The organism is Plantactinospora sp. KBS50, from assembly GCF_002285795.1.
Classification (GTDB): domain Bacteria; phylum Actinomycetota; class Actinomycetes; order Mycobacteriales; family Micromonosporaceae; genus KBS50.
This window is the reverse complement of record NZ_CP022961.1, coordinates 4,540,392-4,559,972: the sequence shown is the minus strand read 5'-3', so window position 1 is coordinate 4,559,972 and position 19,581 is coordinate 4,540,392. Positions and strand designations below refer to the sequence as shown.

Annotated in this window: 12 protein-coding genes; 8 read left to right on the top strand and 4 right to left on the bottom strand. The window is 73.7% G+C overall.

Features of this window, described 5'->3' with window-relative positions; all coding sequences use genetic code 11:
* Nucleotides 1–24: 24 nt before the first annotated feature.
* The gene (locus CIK06_RS19515; RefSeq protein ID WP_095566037.1) at nt 25–3,156 is read right to left on the bottom strand and encodes a penicillin acylase family protein; all 3,132 of its coding nucleotides are present in this window, start codon (nt 3,154–3,156) and stop codon (nt 25–27) included.
* A 191-nt stretch (nt 3,157–3,347) separates the two neighbouring features.
* Nucleotides 3,348–4,043 carry a C39 family peptidase gene (locus CIK06_RS19510; protein WP_095566036.1) on the bottom strand — a complete coding sequence of 232 codons (696 nt, stop codon included), beginning with the start codon at nt 4,041–4,043 and terminating at the stop codon, nt 3,348–3,350.
* Between the two features lie 505 nt (nt 4,044–4,548).
* Between CIK06_RS19510 and CIK06_RS19505 the strand changes: the two genes are divergently transcribed.
* Nucleotides 4,549–5,448, top strand: coding sequence for a DUF559 domain-containing protein (locus CIK06_RS19505; RefSeq protein ID WP_232533737.1), 900 nt, complete (start codon nt 4,549–4,551; stop codon nt 5,446–5,448).
* Between the two features lie 104 nt (nt 5,449–5,552).
* On the opposite strand, the gene CIK06_RS19500 is transcribed toward CIK06_RS19505, so the two are convergent.
* On the bottom strand, nt 5,553–5,729 hold the full coding sequence (locus CIK06_RS19500; protein ID WP_198347948.1) for a hypothetical protein: 177 nt from the start codon (nt 5,727–5,729) through the stop codon (nt 5,553–5,555).
* 18 nt (nt 5,730–5,747) lie between these two features.
* On the opposite strand from CIK06_RS19500, the gene CIK06_RS19495 reads away from it, so the two are divergent.
* The 7 genes from CIK06_RS19495 to pulA all read left to right on the top strand — a co-directional run bounded on the left by CIK06_RS19495 (nt 5,748) and on the right by pulA (nt 19,084).
* A complete protein-coding gene (locus CIK06_RS19495; protein ID WP_095566033.1) occupies nt 5,748–6,953 on the top strand; it encodes a MalY/PatB family protein in 1,206 nt (401 codons plus the stop codon).
* A 106-nt stretch (nt 6,954–7,059) separates the two neighbouring features.
* Nucleotides 7,060–7,446 carry a hypothetical protein gene (locus CIK06_RS19490; protein ID WP_095566032.1) on the top strand — a complete coding sequence of 129 codons (387 nt, stop codon included), beginning with the start codon at nt 7,060–7,062 and terminating at the stop codon, nt 7,444–7,446.
* Between the two features lie 1,145 nt (nt 7,447–8,591).
* The gene (locus tag CIK06_RS19485) at nt 8,592–10,520 is read left to right on the top strand and encodes a CHAT domain-containing protein (RefSeq protein ID WP_095566031.1); all 1,929 of its coding nucleotides are present in this window, start codon (nt 8,592–8,594) and stop codon (nt 10,518–10,520) included.
* Nucleotides 10,521–10,728: 208 nt separating this feature from the next.
* On the top strand, nt 10,729–11,532 hold the full coding sequence (locus tag CIK06_RS19480; protein ID WP_095566030.1) for a hypothetical protein: 804 nt from the start codon (nt 10,729–10,731) through the stop codon (nt 11,530–11,532).
* 32 nt (nt 11,533–11,564) lie between these two features.
* Nucleotides 11,565–12,719, top strand: coding sequence for a low specificity L-threonine aldolase (locus CIK06_RS19475; RefSeq protein ID WP_095566029.1), 1,155 nt, complete (start codon nt 11,565–11,567; stop codon nt 12,717–12,719).
* Nucleotides 12,720–12,734: 15 nt separating this feature from the next.
* Complete coding sequence (locus CIK06_RS19470) at nt 12,735–13,451, top strand: hypothetical protein (RefSeq protein WP_157756867.1); 717 nt, start codon at nt 12,735–12,737, stop codon at nt 13,449–13,451.
* A 134-nt stretch (nt 13,452–13,585) separates the two neighbouring features.
* Complete coding sequence (pulA, locus tag CIK06_RS19465; protein WP_095566027.1) at nt 13,586–19,084, top strand: pullulanase-type alpha-1,6-glucosidase; 5,499 nt, start codon at nt 13,586–13,588, stop codon at nt 19,082–19,084.
* A 14-nt stretch (nt 19,085–19,098) separates the two neighbouring features.
* Here pulA and CIK06_RS19460 read toward each other — a convergent pair whose 3' ends face one another.
* Nucleotides 19,099–19,581, bottom strand: a complete 483-nt coding sequence (locus CIK06_RS19460; protein ID WP_095566026.1) for a hypothetical protein — start codon at nt 19,579–19,581, stop codon at nt 19,099–19,101.

The window sequence follows — 19,581 nt, the reverse complement described above, 5'->3', positions numbered from 1 at the left end:
GCAACGCGCACCGGCCGGCCCGGATCAGCGCGGGTACACCTCGAACTCCCACAGCGAATAGCCGTACGACGTGCCGCGCTGCACCCCGACCATCCGGACGTACCGGGCGCTCGCGGCGGGGAACGTGATCACGTCGTTGCCGCCGTTGCCGGTCGTGGTGCTGAACGCCTGGCGCCAGCTCTGCCCGTCGGTCGAGGTCTCGATCCGGTACGCCTTGCCGTACGCGGTCTCCCAGCGCAGGATCACCCGGCCGACCGTGCGGGCCGAGCCGAGATCCACCGTGAACGACTGGTTGTCGGTCCACCAACTGCTCCACCGGGTGCTGCGGTCCCCGTCCACCGCGGCGGCGGCGGAGAAGCCGAGGAACGTGCCGTTGGCGCTCACCGACGCGCCCCGGGCCAGGTTCGTGATGTCGTCGCCGCGGCGCGCCGGGAACGACACCACCTGCTGGTACGTGGGCCGGTTCTGCCAGGAGATCTTGTCCTGGGTGATGCCGCCCAGCGGAGACTGGATGATGCTGTCCGCGCACCACTGGTCCCCGGCCGCGCAGTCGCCGTCACCCGGATAGGTCACCGTCGCCGGCTCGGCCGCCGCCGCGTCCAACGCGCCGGCCAGCGCCTGCCGGCAGGCGGCCAGGTCGCCGCCACCGCAGTACGTCCGGCCCAGCCCGCCGGAGACCGGGTCACCGAGCACCGACCGCAGGTCCTTGTCCAGGTAGCCCCACCAGCCGTACTGGAACGCCGAGCCGACGTGCTTGGCGCCGGAGTGGCCCGCCCCGCTGCCCTGGCCGCCGCTGGGCGACTCGTTGACCTGGATCACCCCGACCAGCGCGTTGTACAGGTCGGTGCCGAGGCCACCGGCGAACGCCGCCTCCACCAGCCGCGGCCAGGCCGCGTCGAACAGCCGGATCGCGTCGGCGTGCGCGTACGTGTGCGAGCCCGGCGAGGTCTCCACCCGGCGGGCGCCGTCGGCCAGCCAGGACCGCAGCGCGGCCACGTTCGCCGCCTGGCCGGGTTGCCCGTCCAGGATCCGCAGCAACTCGGGCAGCAGGTTCTCGGCCCGCAGATCGGTCAGCGCCGCCTCCTCGACCAGGCGTACCACGTCGGAGCGGCCCAGCTTGCCGGCCGCGGTGGCCGCGCGTACCCGCTGATCCAGCAGGTTCGCCCGGTGCACCGCGCCGAAGCTGAAGTTGCCGTCGGCCGCGCCGTACCCCGGCGCCTGCTTGTTGTTCCAGCTCACGAAGTAGTCCTGGTTGACCGCCTGCGGATGCTGGGCCGCCGGGGCGAGCTGCGCGGTGTTCGCGTCCGGGTCCCAGCCCACCCACTCGTACGCCGGGTCCGCCCGGGTCGGCAGGTTCGGGTTGGCGCCGGCCGGCCGGACCGGGTTGTCGCCGGAGTTGAAGTACGCGGTGTCGTTGGCGTTGACGTAGAACCAGTTGAACGCGTACCCGACGGTGGCGGCGCTGGCCTGGAAGTCCGCCGGGGTGCCCATGGCGGCCGGGTCGTTGAACGCCTGGAACCCGATCGCCGAGTCGGCCTCGTGCCGGTACGTCGAGCGCAACTGGGTGTACGCCACCGGCGTACCGCCCACGGTGCCCCGGTAGGCGACCAGGCCGTACCGGGTCCGGAGGCTGACCAGGTCGTACGAGCCGACGGGGGTGCCGTCGGCGAGCGTCGGCTTCCAGGAGTTGCTGCGCACCAGCCGCTCCATCGGCAGACACTGGCCGTGCCACCGGTAACCCGTCGAGGTCAGACTCGGAGCCGACCCGTCGGTGTTGCACAGCGGTACGGCGTACGTGTCGGTGATGTCCTGCGAGGCGGAGGTGGCGCTCCACGAGTAGTCCTGGCCCCGGCCCAGCAGCACGTACATGTTGAGGCCGGCGAACGCCACGCCGCGGGCGCTGATCCCGGGACCCTGGAGTTCCTGCAACATCAGCAACTGCGGGGAGAAGTAGCCGGTCTGCGGCCCGAAGACCGCGATCGGGTGGCCGCTGGCCGAGTGCGCCGCCGAGATGACCACGGCGTTCGACATGCCGCGCCGGCTGGCGGTGTCCGGGCCGACGGCCGCGGTCGAACCGGCGGAGCCCGTCGGGTTCGCCACCACCGGCTCCGGCCGGGTGGTGCCGGCATCCGGCAGCGCCACCCCGGGGGCGTTGTCGTCGGCGTCGCCGTACGGGAAGGTCTGCCCGTTGTGGACGGTGGTGACCGCCTCCGGGTCGTTCTGCTCGCGGAACGCCTTCCACACCCGGTCGCCCTCGGTGGCGCCGTACCGTGCCCGCGCGGTGACCCGGGCGATGGCCGAGGGGACCTCGCCGCCGCCACCGCCGCCGAAGAGGCCGCCGACCACGCCGGCCGTGGCGATCAGGTCGGTCATCTTGAACTGCTCGGGGCCGCCCTCGTTGGTGATCGCGTCGAGGTGGCCGGTGAGGACGTACTCGCCGGGGCAGTTGCGCGCGGACATGCAGTGCGCGATGTAGGCGTTGATGCCGGCGACGTACTGCTCGACGTCGGTGTACAACTGCTGGCCCCGGGTGCCCTTGGTGCGCAGCGTGTCCACCTGGCGTTGCAGGTCCGCCTCGGTGTACGGGGAGTTGCGCCAGACGCTCTGTTCCAGTTCCCGGTTGCCCGGCGCGCCGCCGGCGAACGGGGTGAGCTGGCCCCGACCGACCCGGCGCAGCAGGTCCATCACCCACAGCCGGTCCTCGGCGCCGGCGTACCCGGCGCCGAACATGGTGCCGGCCCGGGTCGTGCCGGTGACGTGCGGGGCGCCGGTGGCCTTGTCCCGGAGGATCGTCACGTCGCTGCGGGGGGAGTAGCTGCGTTCGACCTGTCCGGCCGGTACGCCGAAGGACGCGTCGTTGTAGAAGTTGGCGATCTGCTCGTCGGTCAGCCCGGTGTAGGCGGAGACCAGATTGGCGTACGGCTTGAGCTGGTCGGCAGAGTGCGCCGGCCGGGTGCCAAGAGTCTGGTGGGCGAGGATGTCGACCAGGGTGGCGTTGCCGTTCTCGCCCGGGGGGACGATGTCGGCGCACTGGTCCAGGCAGTAGTCGGGCGGTGGGGTGGCGGCGGCGGCACCGGCCGGCGCCGTGGGCGGCAGCACCGCGACGGCCGTCGCGGTGATCAGGGCGGTGAAAACCGCGACGGTACGTCGGGACATGGGGGGATCCCTCCGGCACGAGCGTATGTGAAACAAACTCGGAACCGGATGGTAACAACCGTCGATGCCCCTGGATAGGGGCCGATGTGGAGCGTTCCGCCCGGGGTGGCGGCCGGTCCCGGGCGGTGCCGGGGTGGGTGAAGGGCCGGCTTGTGGTGGGCCGGCCCTTCGGGGTTGGTGTGGTGGTGTGGTTAGTGGCTGTAGCCGCGGGTGGCCATCCAGTTGGCGAGGTTGGTGGTGGTGATCCAGTAGCTGGCGACGTTGGGGTTGGCGGAGTCGGCGATTTTGATTTGTTGGGCGTTGTCGCGGTAGCCGTGGATGGCGATGTAGTGGCCGCCTTGGTAGGTGTGGGTGGTGTTGTTGGTGTCGGTGGTGGTGCCGGCGATGTTGGCGACGAGGGCGCGGTTGTCGTCGATGGTGGTTTTGATGTCGTGTTGGAGTTGGGTGGTTTGTTCGGGGGTGATGGTGGGGTTGGGTAGGGCGGTGGTGTGGTATTTGTCGGTGCCGAGGGCCTTGTTGAGGGCGCGGGTGGTGTCTTCGGCGCTGTTGGTGCCGTTTTCGGTGGTGCCCATTTCGGTGGCGAGGTCGTCCATGGAGATGCCGTGGCCGTCGGCGGAGAGGGCGTTGCGGGTGGCGGCGGGGCCGCAGTAGTAGAAGTTGGGTTGGGGTTGGTAGTCCAGTTTCAGTTCCTTGTTGGTGTGGCCGCGGTCGTTGTTGTTTCGGTCGGTTTGTGTGGCGGTGTGGGTGGGGGTGGCGTGGGCTTCGGTGGTGAGGGTGAGGGGGCCGGCGATGGCGCCGGTGGTGAAGGCGAGGCCGGCGGTGGTGAGGGCGGCCTTGCGGAGGAGGGGGCTGGTGGTGTGGGTGAGGATGCGGGTGAAGGTGGTCATGGTTGATCGCCTTTCATCCGTGGGGGTGTGCGCGGGGTGGTCACGCGCGGGGGTGTGGGGGTGGCCCGGGTGGGTGTGTAACGCGGCCGGGGTGGGGGGTGTTCCCCGGGGGGGCGTCGTGGGGTTGGCCGGGGGTGAGGGCGTTCCGGCGGGTGGTGGGCCTGGCTGTTGTGGGGGTTCGGTGGGTGTAACGCGTTGGGGGGTGGGCTGATTCCGTCGATTCGGACGTCACGCGGGGTTGATCATGCGGGGTGGGTGGGACGTTCGGGCGGGTTCCGCGCATCGGAGACGGCGGGGTCCGGTTGATCGTGGATTCTTGGTGCCCTCCTGGGGGCAGTAACAATCCACGATCGTTTCGGCCGACCGGTGTGGGGCGAGGTTGTCCACAGGTTCGGGTTGGTGCGGGTGACAGGGAACGGGGCCGTCGGCACACTTGACCGGTATGTTCCGTCCCGATCCGGTCACCGGGTTACGACCGCTTCCCGATCCCGATGCGGACCCTCTGGTGCACCTGTTGTGGATGCAGGAGGAAGTGATCAGCCGCCGGCAGGCCCTGCGTCATCTCAGCCCGAAGGCGCTGCGGCACCGACTTGCCACCGGACGATGGCAGGTGGTCTCGCGTGGGGTGTATCTGGCCCATTCGGGAGCGATGACCCGGCGACAGCGCTGGTGGCACGGTGTGCTCGCGGCCGGGGCGGGGCGGCCGGCGGTGCTGGCCGGACCGTCGGCGCTGGAGCAACTGGGACTGCGCGGCTACGGCACACCGGGCGTACACGTGTTGATCGCGGCCGGCCGCCGGGACTTTGCCCCGGCGCCGGGCGTTGTCGTCCACCGCACCCGTCGCCTGCCGGACGGGGACATTCACCGCATGGGTCTACCGCCGTGCACGATGCCGGCACGTTCGGTAGTGGACGCGGCGCAGTGGGCGCCGGACGACAACCGGGCGCGGGCGATCGTTGCCGCGAGTTTCCAGCAGCGCCTGCTGTCCGGGGAGGAACTGGCCGAGGCGCTGGCCCGGATGCCGCGGGCGCGCCGTCGTCGGTTGATCCTCGAAACGGCCTCCGACGCCCGCGACGGTGCAGGATCGATCGCGGAGTCGGACTTCCTGCGGCTGTGCCGGCGGGCGGGTCTGCCGGAGCCCGATCGGCAGGTCCGGCGACTCGATGCCGCCGGGCGCCGGCGCTATCTCGACGTGTACTTCGACGAATGGAAGCTCCAGGTGGAGATCGACGGCGGGCAGCATCGGGAGGTGGGCCACTGGTGGGCCGACATGCGCCGGCAGAACGACCTGTGGATCTCCGGGCTCCGGGTGCTGCGGTTCCCGGCGTGGGCGGTTCGGGAGCGGCCGGCCGAGGTGCTTGCCCAGGTTCGCGCTGCCCTCACCGCCGCTGGTTGGCCCGGCTGACCGTCCCGGCCCGGCTGAGCGCCGGCGGGCGAATGAATCGTGGATGTTCGTTGCCCGCCAGGGGGCCACGAACATCCACGATCCGCAACGGTTCGGTCCGAGTGTCAGCCGCCGGCGGGTGAGGGTGCGTCGCCGGTCGCCTCCGCGTGCCGCTCACGCAGGCGGTCACGGATCTCCTCCGGCGTGTACGCCCGGCGCTTGCGTTCGGCGCGGGCCACCACCACTCCGGTGGCCGCGACACCGGCGAGCCCGGCCAGTCCGACGATCTTCCACCAGCGCATCCGCATAGGCTAGCGCGCATGGTGGATGGAAGCAGGACGGCGGCGCCCGGACCGGGCGTACGGGCCGGCGGCCAGACCGATCCGGCGGACCCGCTGAGCGCACTCACCCTCGACCAGCTTCGTCGGCGCACAAGCGTCAAGTGGCGGCGGTTCCCGCCGGACGTACTCCCGCTCTGGGTCGCGGAGATGGACGTGCCGCTCGCCGAGCCGATCGTGCGGGCCTTGACCGACGCGATCGCGATGGGCGACACCGGCTATCCGTGGGGCACCCGGTACGCGGACGCGCTGGCCGGCTTCGCGGCCGGGCACTGGGACTGGCGGATCGACCCGGACCGGACGGCCATCGTGCCGGACGTGATGCTCGGTGTGGTCGAGATGCTCAAACTGGTCACCGGGGACGGCGACGCCGTGGTGCTGAACCCGCCGGTGTACCCGCCGTTCTACCAGTTCGTCGCGCACTGCGGCCGGCGGGTGGTGGAGGCGCCGCTGGGCGCCGACGGCCGGCTCGACCTGGCGGGTCTCGCCACGGCGTTCCGGTCCGCGACCACCGGCGGGCACCGCGCGGCGTACCTGCTGTGCAGCCCGCACAACCCGACCGGAACGGTGCACACCCGGGACGAGCTGTCCGCGGTGGCGCAGCTGGCCGACCGGTACGGGGTGCGCGTGGTGGCCGACGAGATCCACGCGCCGCTGGTGCCGGCGGGTGCACGGTTCGTGCCGTACCTGACGGTGCCCGGCGGCGACGACGGCCTGGCGCTGCTGTCCGCGTCGAAGGCGTGGAACCTGGCCGGGCTGAAGGCGGCGCTGGCGGTCGCCGGCCCGGCCGCCGCGGCCGACCTGGCCCGGCTGCCGGAGGAGGTCGGCCACGGGCCGAGCCACCTGGGGATCATCGCGCACAGCGCGGCGCTGTCCGAGGGCGGCCGATGGCTGGCCGGGCTGCTGGCCGGGCTGGACCGCAACCGGCGGCTGCTGGCGGACCTGCTCGCCGAGCGGCTGCCGGCGGTCGGCTACCGGCCGCCGGAGGGGACGTACCTGGCCTGGTTGGACTGCCGCGGGCTGGACCTGGGCGACGACCCGGCCGCGGTGTTCCTGGAGCGCGGTCGGGTGGCCCTCAACTCCGGTCCGGAGTTCGGTACGGGGGGCGCCGGGCACGTCCGGTTCAACCTGGCCACGGCGCCGGAGAACATCGTCGAGGCGGTCGACCGGATGGCCGCCGTACGCTGACGCCGGTCCGTTGGTGTCGGGCATCTGATCGGGTACGCGGATCGACCGTGGACCGCGGGCGTGCAAGGCTCGCCGTGTCGTAGTGGCGGCAGGTGCGAGGTGACCGATGGATGACGACGACACGATCGTGGTGGACAGCGACTGGCTGCCGCCGGCCGAACTGGACCGGCTCCTGGTGGCCGGCGGTGTCCGGGAAACGGGTCTGCGGTACGACCCGGGGTTGAGCGCGGGGAGCCGCGGCATCGACCCGACGGTCGCGATCGCGGCGATCAGCGGCGCGGTCACGCTGCTCGCACCGTTCCTGGCCAAGCTGGCGGAGCGGTTGTTCGCCGCCGAGCCGGATTCCACGCTGAGCCTGCGGCGCAAGTCCGGCGGCGACGTGGTCGTGGTCCGGGCCGATGTTCCGGCGGCCGAGGCCGGGGAGCTGATCGCCGCCGCCCTGCGGGCGGGTGCCCGCAATGTGCAAATCGGCCTCGCCGACCAGCCCGGCTGAGTCCCGGTGGATCCCGCCGCCGACCCGCCGGCCCCGGCCCGGGTTCCGCCCCGGGTTCCGCCCCGGGCGCCGGCGGACCGCGAGCGCTGGGCCACCGACCTGGTCGCGCTTGTCGACGCGGTGATCGCCGCGGGCTCGCCGGGCGTGGGTTCGCCAGCCGCGGTGGAGCCGGCCGACGCGGTCGCCGCGGGGTCGTCCGCGGATCCGACGCCGATCGCGGCGGTCGTCCGGCACCTGGCCGGCGGCGACAGCAGGGACATCGACCTGGGGATCTTCGCCTTCGGCGAGCTGTTCCGGCTGGCCGGTCAGCTGCCGGCGGTCGGTGGACCGGCGGGCGCCGAGACCGCCATGCGCCCGGCGGTCGACTTCGCGCTGCGGTCCTACCGGGACACCGGCGATCCGACGCTGGTCCGCGGCCTGTCCCGCCAGCTTCGCCGGTTCGGCCTGATCGGCATGGCCCTGGCCCTGCTGGAGCGCGGCGCCGCCAGCGCCGCCGGTCGGGCCGGTGACCCGGCCGCCGCCGGGCTGTTGTGGAACGCTCTCGGCGAGATGCTCCGGGAGGTCGGCGACCCGACCGGCGCGCTGGGCGCCTACCGGGCCGCCCTCGACGCCCTCGACGGGCCGGGTGGGCCGGACGAGCCGGGCGGGCGGGACGGGCCGGACGGGCGGGACGATCGGTACCGGGCGGACCGGTCGACGGTGCTCAACAACCTGGGCCTCGCGTACCAGGAACTGGGTGACCTGAACGCGGCGAAGGACCACCTGCGGTCCTCCCTCGACGAGGGCGACGGGGTGGTGACGCCGTACGACCGGGCCACCACATTGGACAACATGGGTGCCCTGGAGATCGAGTTGGCGCGGCGGGCCGGCGGGTACTGGCTGACCGACGAGCTGGTGAACGAGACCGCCGGACGACACCTGCGGGACGCCGAACGGCTGCTGGCCGAGGCGCAGCGCGGCTACCAGGCGGAGCTGCCCCGGTCGCTGCCGGACTACGTCACCTCGCTGCTGCACAGCATCGACCTCGCGGAACTGCTGCGCCAGCCGGATCGGGTCGACGAGCTGACCGCGCGGGCCGCGGAACTGGCCAGGGACGACGCCGTACCCCGGAGATCGACTGGCAGGCCACCACCGGCCGGGGTCGGGTGCTGCTGGAGCGGGGTCGGGCCGCCGAGGCCGTCGAACTGCTCCGGGACCGGTTGGCCGGGCTCATCGGCCATCTCGACCCGGACGAGCGGCTGCCGTCCGGGCTCACCGTGCTGCTGCGCGCGGCGGTCCGGGTCGGCGACCGGCAACTCGCCGACGAGATGGCCGCGGCCGTGGTGCAACTCGACGACCAGCTTCTGCCGCTGCGCCTGGCCGGGGCGTCCGAGCAGCAGGCACGCCGGCTGTTCGGGGCGTACGCGGAACGGACCGCGACCGTCCTCGGCCACTGCCTGCCGCCGCACCCGGCGGGCGAGGCGCCGTCCTGGCTGTACGAGCTGGTCCTGCGCCGCAAGGGGGTGCTGGCCGAGCGGCAGGGATCGGCCTGGCTGCGCGCCCGGCAGGGTGCCGGCGTCGATCCCGGGCTGCTCGACGCGGTCCGTGAGCTGCGCCGGCAGGTCGCCGTGCTGGACATCGGCGGTGTCGAGGGGGCGTCCATCCAGGCCGCCCGGCGGGAGCGGGAGGTGGTGGAGCGCCGCCTTGAGGAGGCGGAGACCGAGCTGTACCGGGCCGTCGCCATGGCAGGTGCGCGGGCCGGTACGCAGCCCGGCCCGGCGGCGCCGGTCGAGGTGGGCCGGTTGCGCGGTGCGCTCGGCCCGCAGACCGTGCTGATCGACCTCAGCACCATGTACCGGCCGGACGGCACCCTGCGCTACGTCGCGTTCTTCGTGCACGGCGCCGGCGGCACGGTCCGCTACCGCGACCTTGGCGCCACCGCCGAGGTGAACGGGCGGCTGCACACCCTGATCGACGGTCTCGCCGTGCCCGGGGCGGCCGGCCAGGGGCTGCCGGAGCTCGTGGGACCGGACGACCCACTTGCGCCCCGGATCATGGTCTCGCCGACCGGCGTGTGGGGCATGCTGCCGATGTGCCTGCTGCCGGGGCCGGACGGGCGGCCGTTGATCGACGGACACGTCGTGTCCTCGGTCCCCAGCGCTCGCAGCGTCATGCACCGGGCCGGCGGCGCGGACATCGCCGGCGGTGCCGACGGTGCCGGCGGCGTCCGCCGGGCGGGCGACGCCGTGGTGCTCGGCGATCCCGACTTCGACCTCGACTTCGGTGAACAGATCTCGTTCTTCCTCCGCAGCTCCTATCCCCGGCTGCCGCACACCGGCGCGGAGGCGGTCGAGGTCGCCGGCCGGTTGGGCGTGGCGCCGGTGCTGCGCCAAACGGCCACCCGTGGCGCGCTGCTCGGCGTGCACCGCCCGCGGGTACTGCACATCGCCTCGCACGGCATCTTCCTGGACGCGATAAACAGCAGGATCGAGGCCGCCGAGCCGCGGGTGTCGGTGATCCGCAACGTGGGCGGGACGGCCGTCACGCAGGACGAGGTGTGGGCCGGGCAGGTCGGCCCGGTCGGCGCGGTCGGGCAGGTCGGCGCGGCCGGCCCGGCCGCGGAGCACCGCCGCCGCGTGCGGTGGTTGCACACGATCGGGCCGGCCGCCCAGCTGAGCCGTTCGGCGTTGCTGCTGGCCGGCTGCAACGCGTGGCTCGCGGGCGTCGCCACGGCCGGGGCGGTCGGCACCGGGATCCTGCCGGCCAGCGAGTTCGCGCTGCTCGACCTGGCCGGTACGGAGCTGGTGGTGCTGTCGGCCTGCTCCACCGGCGTGGGTGCGGTCGACTACGCCGACGGCAGCCTGCTCGGGTTGCGCGGCGCGGCGCTGGCCGCCGGTGCGGCATGCTGCGTGTCGAGCCTGTGGGCGGTCGACGACGCCGCCACGGCCGGCATGATGTCCACCTTCTACGCCCAGCTCGACGAGGGCCGCGACCCCGCCGCGGCGCTGCGGCAGGCGCAGCTGGCCTTGCGGGCCAGCCACCCCGATCCGCACCACTGGGCGGGCTGGGTGGCCGAGGGCCTCAGCGCGGTCTGACCGCTGGTCGCCGTCGCGGGCTGGACCGGACGCGGCGCAGACCGGCTGTCACGCACGGTGACCTGGTTGAAAGCGACAAGACTTTTGATTGCCATACCTGAGAGTCATAAATATGACTCTCGGGTATGGCGGCGAAAGTTGTGTTCGATCCCCGCGTCCGGTGCCGTGCTGCCGGGCGGGGGTGGCCGGCGGCTCGTAGGGTGGTCGGGTGGCCGAGACGAGCATCAGCCTGGACGAGGCGGTCGAGTTGACCCGCACCGGGGACGTGTGGGTTTTCCGCGGGCGCAGCGTGCCGGACCGGGCGATCCAGTTCACCACCAACAGCCCGGTGAACCACGTCGGCATGTCGGTGGTGCTGGAGGACCTGCCGCCGCTGATGTGGCACGCGGAGTTGGGCCGCTCGCTGCCGGACATGTGGTCGGGGACGCGGCAGCGCGGCGTGCAACTGCACGACCTGCGCGACGCGGTCCGGGTCTGGGCCAACCGGTACGGCCAGCGCGCCTGGCTGCGCCAGCTCGAACCGCCGGCCAGCCGGGAACACGAGGACGCGGTGCTGCGCACGATCGCCCGGCTGGACGGTACGCCGTTCCCCTCCACCGCGCGGCTGGCCTGGCGCTGGGCGCACGGCCGGATGCCGCCGCTGCGTCGCCCCGGAAAGCCGGCCTGGATCGGCGGCACCCGGACCGGTGGCACCCGGACGGGCGGCACCGGCCGGATCGGTGGCGGCCGGACCGGTGGCGGCCGGACCGGCGGCACCGGCCGGATCGGTGGTGACCCCGCCGGCGGTGAGCGGCCGGCGGCGGGCCGGGACGGCATGCTGGAGACGGCGTACTGCGCCGAGGTGGTCGCGGTGACGTACGAGGAGATGGGACTGCTGCCCGGCGGGCGGCGGCCGAACTGGTACGACCCGGGCCGGTTCTGGAGCGGCGACGACCTGGCGCTCAGCGACGGCGCCCGGCTGGGCGCGGAGATCGCGGTACGGATCCAACGGTCGTCGGCGGGGCCGCGCTGACGGGTGCCCGGCCGGGCGGGCATGATCGTGACATGGCTGATGCTCCGATCGACCGGGAGCGGGTCGCGGCCGCCCGGCGCGGCTGCACGACGATCCTCTCCGGACCGCGGCCGACCTCGATGACCGAGGTGCTGGCGCGGATGGCCGGCAGCCCGCACCTGGACGGCTTGCCCGACGCATACGGGGCCGGTGGTGCGGTCGCCGAGCTGGAGGCGCGGGTGGCCGACCTGCTCGGCGCCGAGGCGGCGGTGTACTTCCCGACCGGCACGATGGCGCAGCAGGTGGCGCTGCGGTTCGGTGCCGAGCGCGGCGGCACGCCGGCCGTCGGCCTGCACCCGCAGAGTCACCTGATGGTGCACGAGCAGGACGCCTACGCCGCGCTGACCGGGCTGCGCGCGGTCCGGACCACCGCGGCGCCGCGGAACCCGACCGCCGCCGAGGTGGCCGGGCTGGCCGAGCCGGTCGGCACGCTGGTGCTGGAGCTGCCGCTGCGCAACGCCGGGTTCGTGCTGCCCCGCTGGGCGGATCTCGTCGCCGTGGTCGAGGCGGCCCGCGCGACCGGCGCCCGGGTGCACCTGGACGGTGCCCGGCTCTGGGAGTCGGTGCCGTACCTGGGCCGGTCGCTGGCCGAGGTGGCGGCGCTGGCCGACAGCACGTACGTGTCGTTCTACAAGTCGCTGGGGGCGCTCGGCGGCGCGGCGCTGGCGGGCACGGCGGAGCTGAGCCGGTACGCGCGGGCGTGGCGGCACCGGTACGGCGGGAACGTGTACCAGCAGTGGCCGGCGGCGGTGACCGCGCTGCTGGGCCTGGAGACCGAGCTGCCGCGCCTGGACGGGTACGTGGCACACGCCCGGATCCTGGCCGAGGCGCTGGCCACGGTGCCGGGCGCGCGGGTGTACCCGACGCCGCCGCACACCCACGAGTTCCAGCTCTGGCTGCCGTACCCGGCCGCGGACCTGAGCCGCGCGAACCTCGCGCTGGCCGAGCGGGACCGGATGTGGTTCGTGGGCCGGTGGCAGGACGCCGCCGCGCCGGGCATGGCCTTCACCGAGGTGACGGTGGCCGACCCGGCGCTGCGGCTGGACGCGGCCGGGGTGGTCGAGCTTGCCGGGCGGTTCCTGGACCACCTGCCCACCCCTCCCCGGCCCGCGGCCGGGCCGTTACGCTCGGGCGGATCATCCGGCTGACCAGTGGAGGAGCCGATGCCCGGCGCGGGCGAGACCGAGGGACGCAGGGTGGGCCTGCTCGCCTACGCCCCGTGGATCGTGATCGTGGTCGGTGCCGCGGTGATGATGGTGCTGTTCGTGATCGCGGCCGCGGCGTTCTCCGGGATCCGGACCGGTTCCGGCCGGCCCGCCGCCGGTCCGGAGCTGCCGTCGGCGATGTCTCCGCTGGCCACCGAGGAGGACCCGGCGGTCGGGGCCGACGGCGACCCGCCGTCCCCGGACGGGTCCGGCGGGTCGGCCGCACCGGCGTCCACCGGGGCAGGGACCGGCGCGGCCCCGGCGGCCACGTCCCGCGCCCCGCGGCCGGCGTCGCCGTCCGCCAGCCCGCGGGCAGGCACCGCGAGCCCGCCGGCCACCGCGCAGCCCTCGGTGCTGGCCGGCAGCTACCGGGTACGCGAGGGCTGGCCCGGCCTGTCGGCCGGCGAGCTGACGGTCGACAACCCGTCCGGTACGGCGCAGCCGTGGACGGCGACGCTGAGCTTCCCGGACCGGGCGGGGGAGCTGCGGGCCTACTGGGTGGACGGCGTGCCGCAGCCCACCCTGCGCCGGTCCGGCGGCCGGTACGTCTTCACCGGCGCGATCCCGCTCGGCGCGCGGGCGTCGCTGCGCCTCCAGTTGCAGTTCCACCACTCGAACGGCCCGGCCCGGCCGGCGGAGTGTTCGGTCAACGGCGCTTCCTGCACCGTCCACTGAGCGGGGCCGCGGCGGCCCGGCGACCCGTCCTTGCGCAAGAGATGTCGTTGTTACGACTGTGTTTGCAAGGTATTGCGGAACGTTTCCGGTCGGGCTAGCGTGCGGGCCAGTCAGCGACCAGAGGAAGGCCGTCGATGAAGCCTGCGTCCCGATCGCGTCCGACACGGCAGTTCGCCGTCCTGCTCACGTTGGCCCTGGCCGCCACGCCGGCCGCGCCCGCCACCGCGCAGTCGCGCGGCGCCGGCCAACCCGGCGACACCGCCCCGGCCTCGCCCACCGGCGCGGCACAGTGGACCCGGGAGCCGTCGGCCGCCGCGCTGTCCCGGGCCGCCGACCGCGACACCCACGCCGAGCAGTTCTACTTCGTCCTGCCGGACCGGTTCGCCAACGGCGACCCCGGCAACGACCGCGGCGGCCTGACCGGTGACCGGCTCAGTACCGGGTACGACCCGACGGACAAGGGCTTCTACCACGGCGGAGACCTCAAGGGCGTGATGGACCGGCTGGACTACATCCAGGGCCTCGGCACCACCGCGATCTGGCTGGCGCCGGTGTTCAAGAACCGCCCGGTGCAGGGCAGCGGCGACGACATCTCGGCCGGCTACCACGGCTACTGGATCACCGACTTCACCCAGGTCGACCCGCACTTCGGCAGCACCGCCGACCTCAAGCGGCTGGTCCAACTGGCCCACCGGCGCAACATCAGGATCTACCTCGACGTGATCGTGAACCACACCGCCGACGTGATCCGGTACGCCGACGAGGACTACTCCTACGTGGACAAGGCGACCGCGCCGTACCGGGACGCGCAGGGCCGGCCGTTCGAGGACCGCAACTACGCCGACGGCAGCCGGGCGTTCCCGGCGGTGAACCTCGACTCGTTCCCGCACCGGCCGACGTTCGCCAGCGGGGCCGACAGCCGGGTGAAGGTGCCCGGCTGGCTGAACGACCCGACCATGTACCACAACCGCGGTGACTCGACCTTCAGCGGGGAGAACAGCGAGTACGGCGACTTCTTCGGCCTCGACGACCTGTGGACCGAGCGGCCCGAGGTGGTGCGCGGAATGACCAGGATCTACGGCGACTGGATCGCCTCGACCGGAATCGACGGGTACCGCCTCGACACCGTCAAACACACCAACCTGGACTTCTGGCCCCAGTTCAGCCAGGGCATCGAGCGGGCCGCGCAGCGCGCCGGCAAGCCCGACTTCTCCATGTTCGGCGAGGTGTACAGCGCCGATGAGGAGATCGAGTCGACGTACGTGCGGCGCGGCGGACTGCCGGCCACCCTGGACTTCTCGTTCCAGGAGGCGGCCCGGGACTACACCACGGCCGGCGGCTCGGCGCAGGCGCTGGCCGACGTGTACGCCCACGACGACCTCTACACGGCCCGGGACACCGACGCGAACCGGCTGCCCACCTTCCTCGGCAATCACGACATGGGCCGGATCGGCTCGTTCATCGCCGCGAACGAGTCCGACCCGGCCGCCGAACTGCGCCGCGACCAGCTCGCCCACCAGCTGATGTTCCTCACCCGCGGCCAGCCGGTGGTCTACTCCGGCGACGAGCAGGGCTTCACCGGTCCCGGCGGCGACAAGGACGCCCGGCAGGACATGTTCGCCTCGCGGGTGCCCGACTACCTGGACGACGACCTGATCGGCACCGACCGCACCCACGCGGTCGACCAGTTCGACCCGACGCACCCGCTCTACCGCACCGTCGCCGAACTCGGCGCGCTGCGCGCCGCCAACCCGGGCCTGCGGGACGGGGTCCAGGTCACCCGGTACGCCGCCGACGGGCCGGGGGTGTTCGCGGTCAGCCGGGTCGACCCCACGCAGCGCGTCGAGTACCTGGTCGCGGTCAACAACGCGGCCACCGCCCGGGACGTCACGGTGGACACCTGGTCGGCCGGGTCCACCTTCCGGGGCATCTACGGCGCCACCGGATCGGTCGGCGCCGGCGCGGACGGCCGGCTGGCGCTGCGCGTACCGCCGATGTCGGCCGTGGTGTACCGGGCCGGCAGCCCGGTGCCGGTGCCCGGCGCCGCGCCCGCGGTGCGGATCACCGAACCCGCCCCCGGCGGCACCGTGGCGGCCCGGGCCGAGGTGCTGGCGCAGGTCACCGGCGACCCGCTGGCCACCGTCACGGTGGCGGCCCGGGTCGGCGGCGGGGCATGGACGCTGCTCGGCCAGGCCGACCGGGCGCCGTACCGGGTCTATCACGACCTGACCGGTCTGCCGGCCGGCGCGAGGGTCGAATACCTGGCGGTGGCGCGGGACGGCCGGGGCCGGACCGCCACGGCGCGCAGCACCGCCCGGGTCGGCACCCCGCCGGAGGCCGCCTCCCGGGACTGGGCCGTCGTGCACTACCAGCGGCCGGGCGGCGACTACGCCGACTGGGGTCTGTACGCCTGGGGCGACATCGACCCGGCCTACCAGACCGACTGGCCGAACGGGCAGCCGTTCGCCGGCGAGGACTCCTACGGCCGGTTCGCCTGGGTGAAGCTCAAGCCGGGCGCCCGGGAGGTCGGCTTCCTGGTGGTGGACCGCAACGGGACCAAGGACGTCGAGGCGGACCGCGCCATCGACGTCACCGCGACCGGGGAGATCTGGCTCAAGCAGGGCGACCCGACGATCTATCCCAGCCGCCAGGCGGCCACCGGCGAACCGGATCCGCCGGTCGAGGAGGGCACCGCCGTGCTGCACTACCGGCGCGCCGACGGCGACCAGACCGGGTGGGGGCTGCACGTCTGGGACGGCGCGGCCGACCCGACGGACTGGGCCAACCCGCTGCCGCCGACCGGGACCGACGCCTACGGTGCGTACTGGCGGGTGCCGCTGGCCGACGGCGCCACCGGCCTGAGCTACATCATCCACCACGGCGACACCAAGGACCTGCCGGATGACCAGCGTCTCGACTTCGCCACCGCCGGCCGCGAGGCGTGGCTGCTGGCCGGCACGCCGGGGCGGTTGCTCCCGGTGACCGCCAGCGTCGGCCACGACCTCGACCTCACCCACCAGCGGGCGCAGTGGATCGACGCCCGGACCGTGGCCTGGCAGGCCGGGCCGACCGACGGGCGCCGGTACGACCTGATCTCCGCCCCGGAAGGTGGGCTGGACATCGTCGACGGCAAGCTGTCCGGGACGTACACCCGGGTGCCGTTGCACGCCCGGCGCAACGGGCTCACCGAGGCGCAGCGGGCCGCTTTCCCGCACCTGTGGCAGTACGCCGCCTTCGAGCTGGACCACCGCGACCTGGGTCGGGTGCCGGAGCTGCTGCGCGGGCAGGTCGTGGTGACCGAGAGCGACGACGCCGGCAACCTGATCTCGGCGACCGGGGTGCAGATCCCCGGCGCGCTCGACGACGTCTACCGCGCGGCCACCGACGCCACCCTCGGGGTACGCGTCGACGGCGGCCGGCCCACGCTGTCGGTCTGGGCGCCCACCGCCCGCTCGGTGGCGCTGCAACTCTTCGACGACCCGACCGGCACACCCAGCACCGTCGCGATGCGCCGGGACGACCGTACCGGCGTCTGGTCCGTGCGCGGCGGACGGAGCTGGCTGGGCCGCTACTACCGGTACCAGGTGCGGGCCTGGCAGCCGGCCACCGGGCAGATGGTGACGGCCTCGGTCACCGACCCGTACTCGGTGGCGCTGGCGGCCGACTCCACGCACAGCCAGATCGTCGACCTGGCCGACCCGAAGCTGGCCCCCGCCGGCTGGGCGACGCTGCGCAAGCCGGCCGCGGTGCCGGCGACCAGGGCGCAGATCCAGGAGCTGTCGGTGCGGGACTTCTCGATCGCCGACCCGAGCGTGCCGGCGCCGCGGCGCGGCACGTTCCTGGCCTTCACCGACCCGGCCAGCACCGGAATGCGGCACCTCGCGGCGCTCGGCGACGCCGGCGTCACCCACCTGCACCTGCTGCCCGCGTTCGACTTCGCCACCATCCCGGAACGGCGGGCCGACCAGCGACAGCCGGACTGCGACCTGGCCGCGCTGCCGCCGGACTCCGACCGGCAGCAGGAGTGCGTGGCGGCGGTCGCCGACACCGACGGCTACAACTGGGGGTACGACCCGCTGCACTACACGGTGCCGGAGGGCGGGTACGCCCTCGACCCGGACGGCGCGGCGAGGACCCGGGAGTTCCGGCAGATGGTCGCCGGGGTCAACGGCGCCGGGCTGCGGGTGGTGCTGGACGTGGTCTACAACCACACCGCCGCCTCCGGCACCGACCCGAAGTCGGTGCTCGACCAGATCGTGCCCGGCTACTACCACCGGCTGCTGGAGGACGGCACGGTGGCCGACTCCACCTGCTGCGCCAACACCGCCCCCGAGCACGCCATGATGGGCAAGCTGGTGGTGGACTCGATCGTCACCTGGGCGCGGGCGTACAAGGTGGACGGCTTCCGGTTCGACCTGATGGGCCACCACCCGAAGGCCAACATCCTGGCCGTGCGGGCCGCGCTGGACCGGCTGACCACGGCCCGCGACGGCGTGGACGGCCGCTCGATCCTGCTCTACGGCGAGGGCTGGAACTTCGGCGAGGTGGCCGGCGACGCGCGGTTCGTCCAGGCCACCCAGGCCAACATGGCCGGCACCGGCATCGGCACCTTCAACGACCGGCTGCGGGACGCGGTGCGCGGCGGCGGGCCGTTCGACGGGGACCCGCGGATCCAGGGTTTCGCCTCGGGGCTGTACACCGACCCCAACGGCGACCCGGTCAACGGCAGCGCCGACGAACAACGGGCCCGGCTGCTGCACTACCAGGACCTGATCAAGGTGGGCCTGGCCGGCAACCTGGCCGGGTACCGGTTCACCGACTCCGCCGGCGCCTCGGTCACCGGCGCGCAGGTCGACTACAACGGCTCGCCGGCCGGCTACACCGCGGAGCCCGGCGAGGCGGTCACCTACGTGGACGCGCACGACAACGAGATCCTGTACGACGCGCTGGCGTACAAGCTGCCGGCCGGCACCGGCGCGGCGGACCGGTCCCGGATGCAGGTGCTCGCGCTGGCCACCACCGCGCTCGGCCAGGGCACCGGGTTCGTGGCGGCCGGTTCCGAGCGGTTGCGCTCCAAGTCGCTGGACCGCAACTCGTACAACTCGGGCGACTGGTTCAACCAGATCCGCTGGGACTGTGCGGCGGGCAACGGGTTCGGCGCGGGGCTGCCACCGGCGGCGGACAACCAGGACAAGTGGCCGTACGCCCGGCCGCTGCTGGCCGACCCGAAGCTGGTGCCGGACTGCGCGGCGATCGACCGGGCCGACGCCGGCTACGCCGAACTGCTCCGGATCCGCCGCTCGTCGCCGGTGTTCGGGCTGGCCAGCGCCGCGCAGGTGCAGCGGCGGGTGTCCTTCCCGCTCTCCGGCGCGGGCGAGACGCCGGGCGTGCTGACCATGCGGCTGGACGGGCGGGGTCTGGACAACCGGTGGTCGTCGCTGACCGTGGTCTTCAACGCCACCCCGGACACCGCGCGGCCGGCGCTGCCGCAGCTTCGCGGGGCGGACGTGAGCCTGCACCCGGTGCAGCGCAACGCGGCCGACCCGGTGCTGCGTACCGCCTCGTTCGACGCCGGCAGCGGCACCTTCACGGTGCCGCCGCGCAGCGTCGCGGTCTTTGTCCAGAAGGGCTGAGCCGGCGCCGCGGGTCAGCTGCGCCGGGCGCCCGCCGGCCAGAGCACGGTGACCGGCAGGCCGCGGTCGCGGGCCAGCCGGACCAGGTGGGCCGTCCCGCCGGGGTCGCCCGAGCGCTCGCCGTCCCAGACCGCCACCAGCCGCTCCGAGCGGCGCAGCAGCTCCTCGCTGGCGGCCAGGTACGCGGGCCGGCCGGAGTGCGGGTACGCCAGGTACGAGACCGACCGGGCGCGGTCGAGCAGCTCGTCGTAGCCGGTCCGGTTCTCCGGTGCCACGGCCGCGGTCCGGTAGTCCAGCGCCGGGATGATCGCCTCGTAGTCCCCGCCGTGCGCCAGCACCGCCCGGGCGAACAACTGGTCGGCGCCGTCGGCCAGGCAGGTCACGCCGTGCAACTCGCCACCGGCGTACGACGCGAGGTGCGCGGCGAGGCATTCGTACACCAGCTCGGCCGTTCCGTTGGCGAGCCGTACGTGCCCGGTGATGCCGATCCGCGGCAT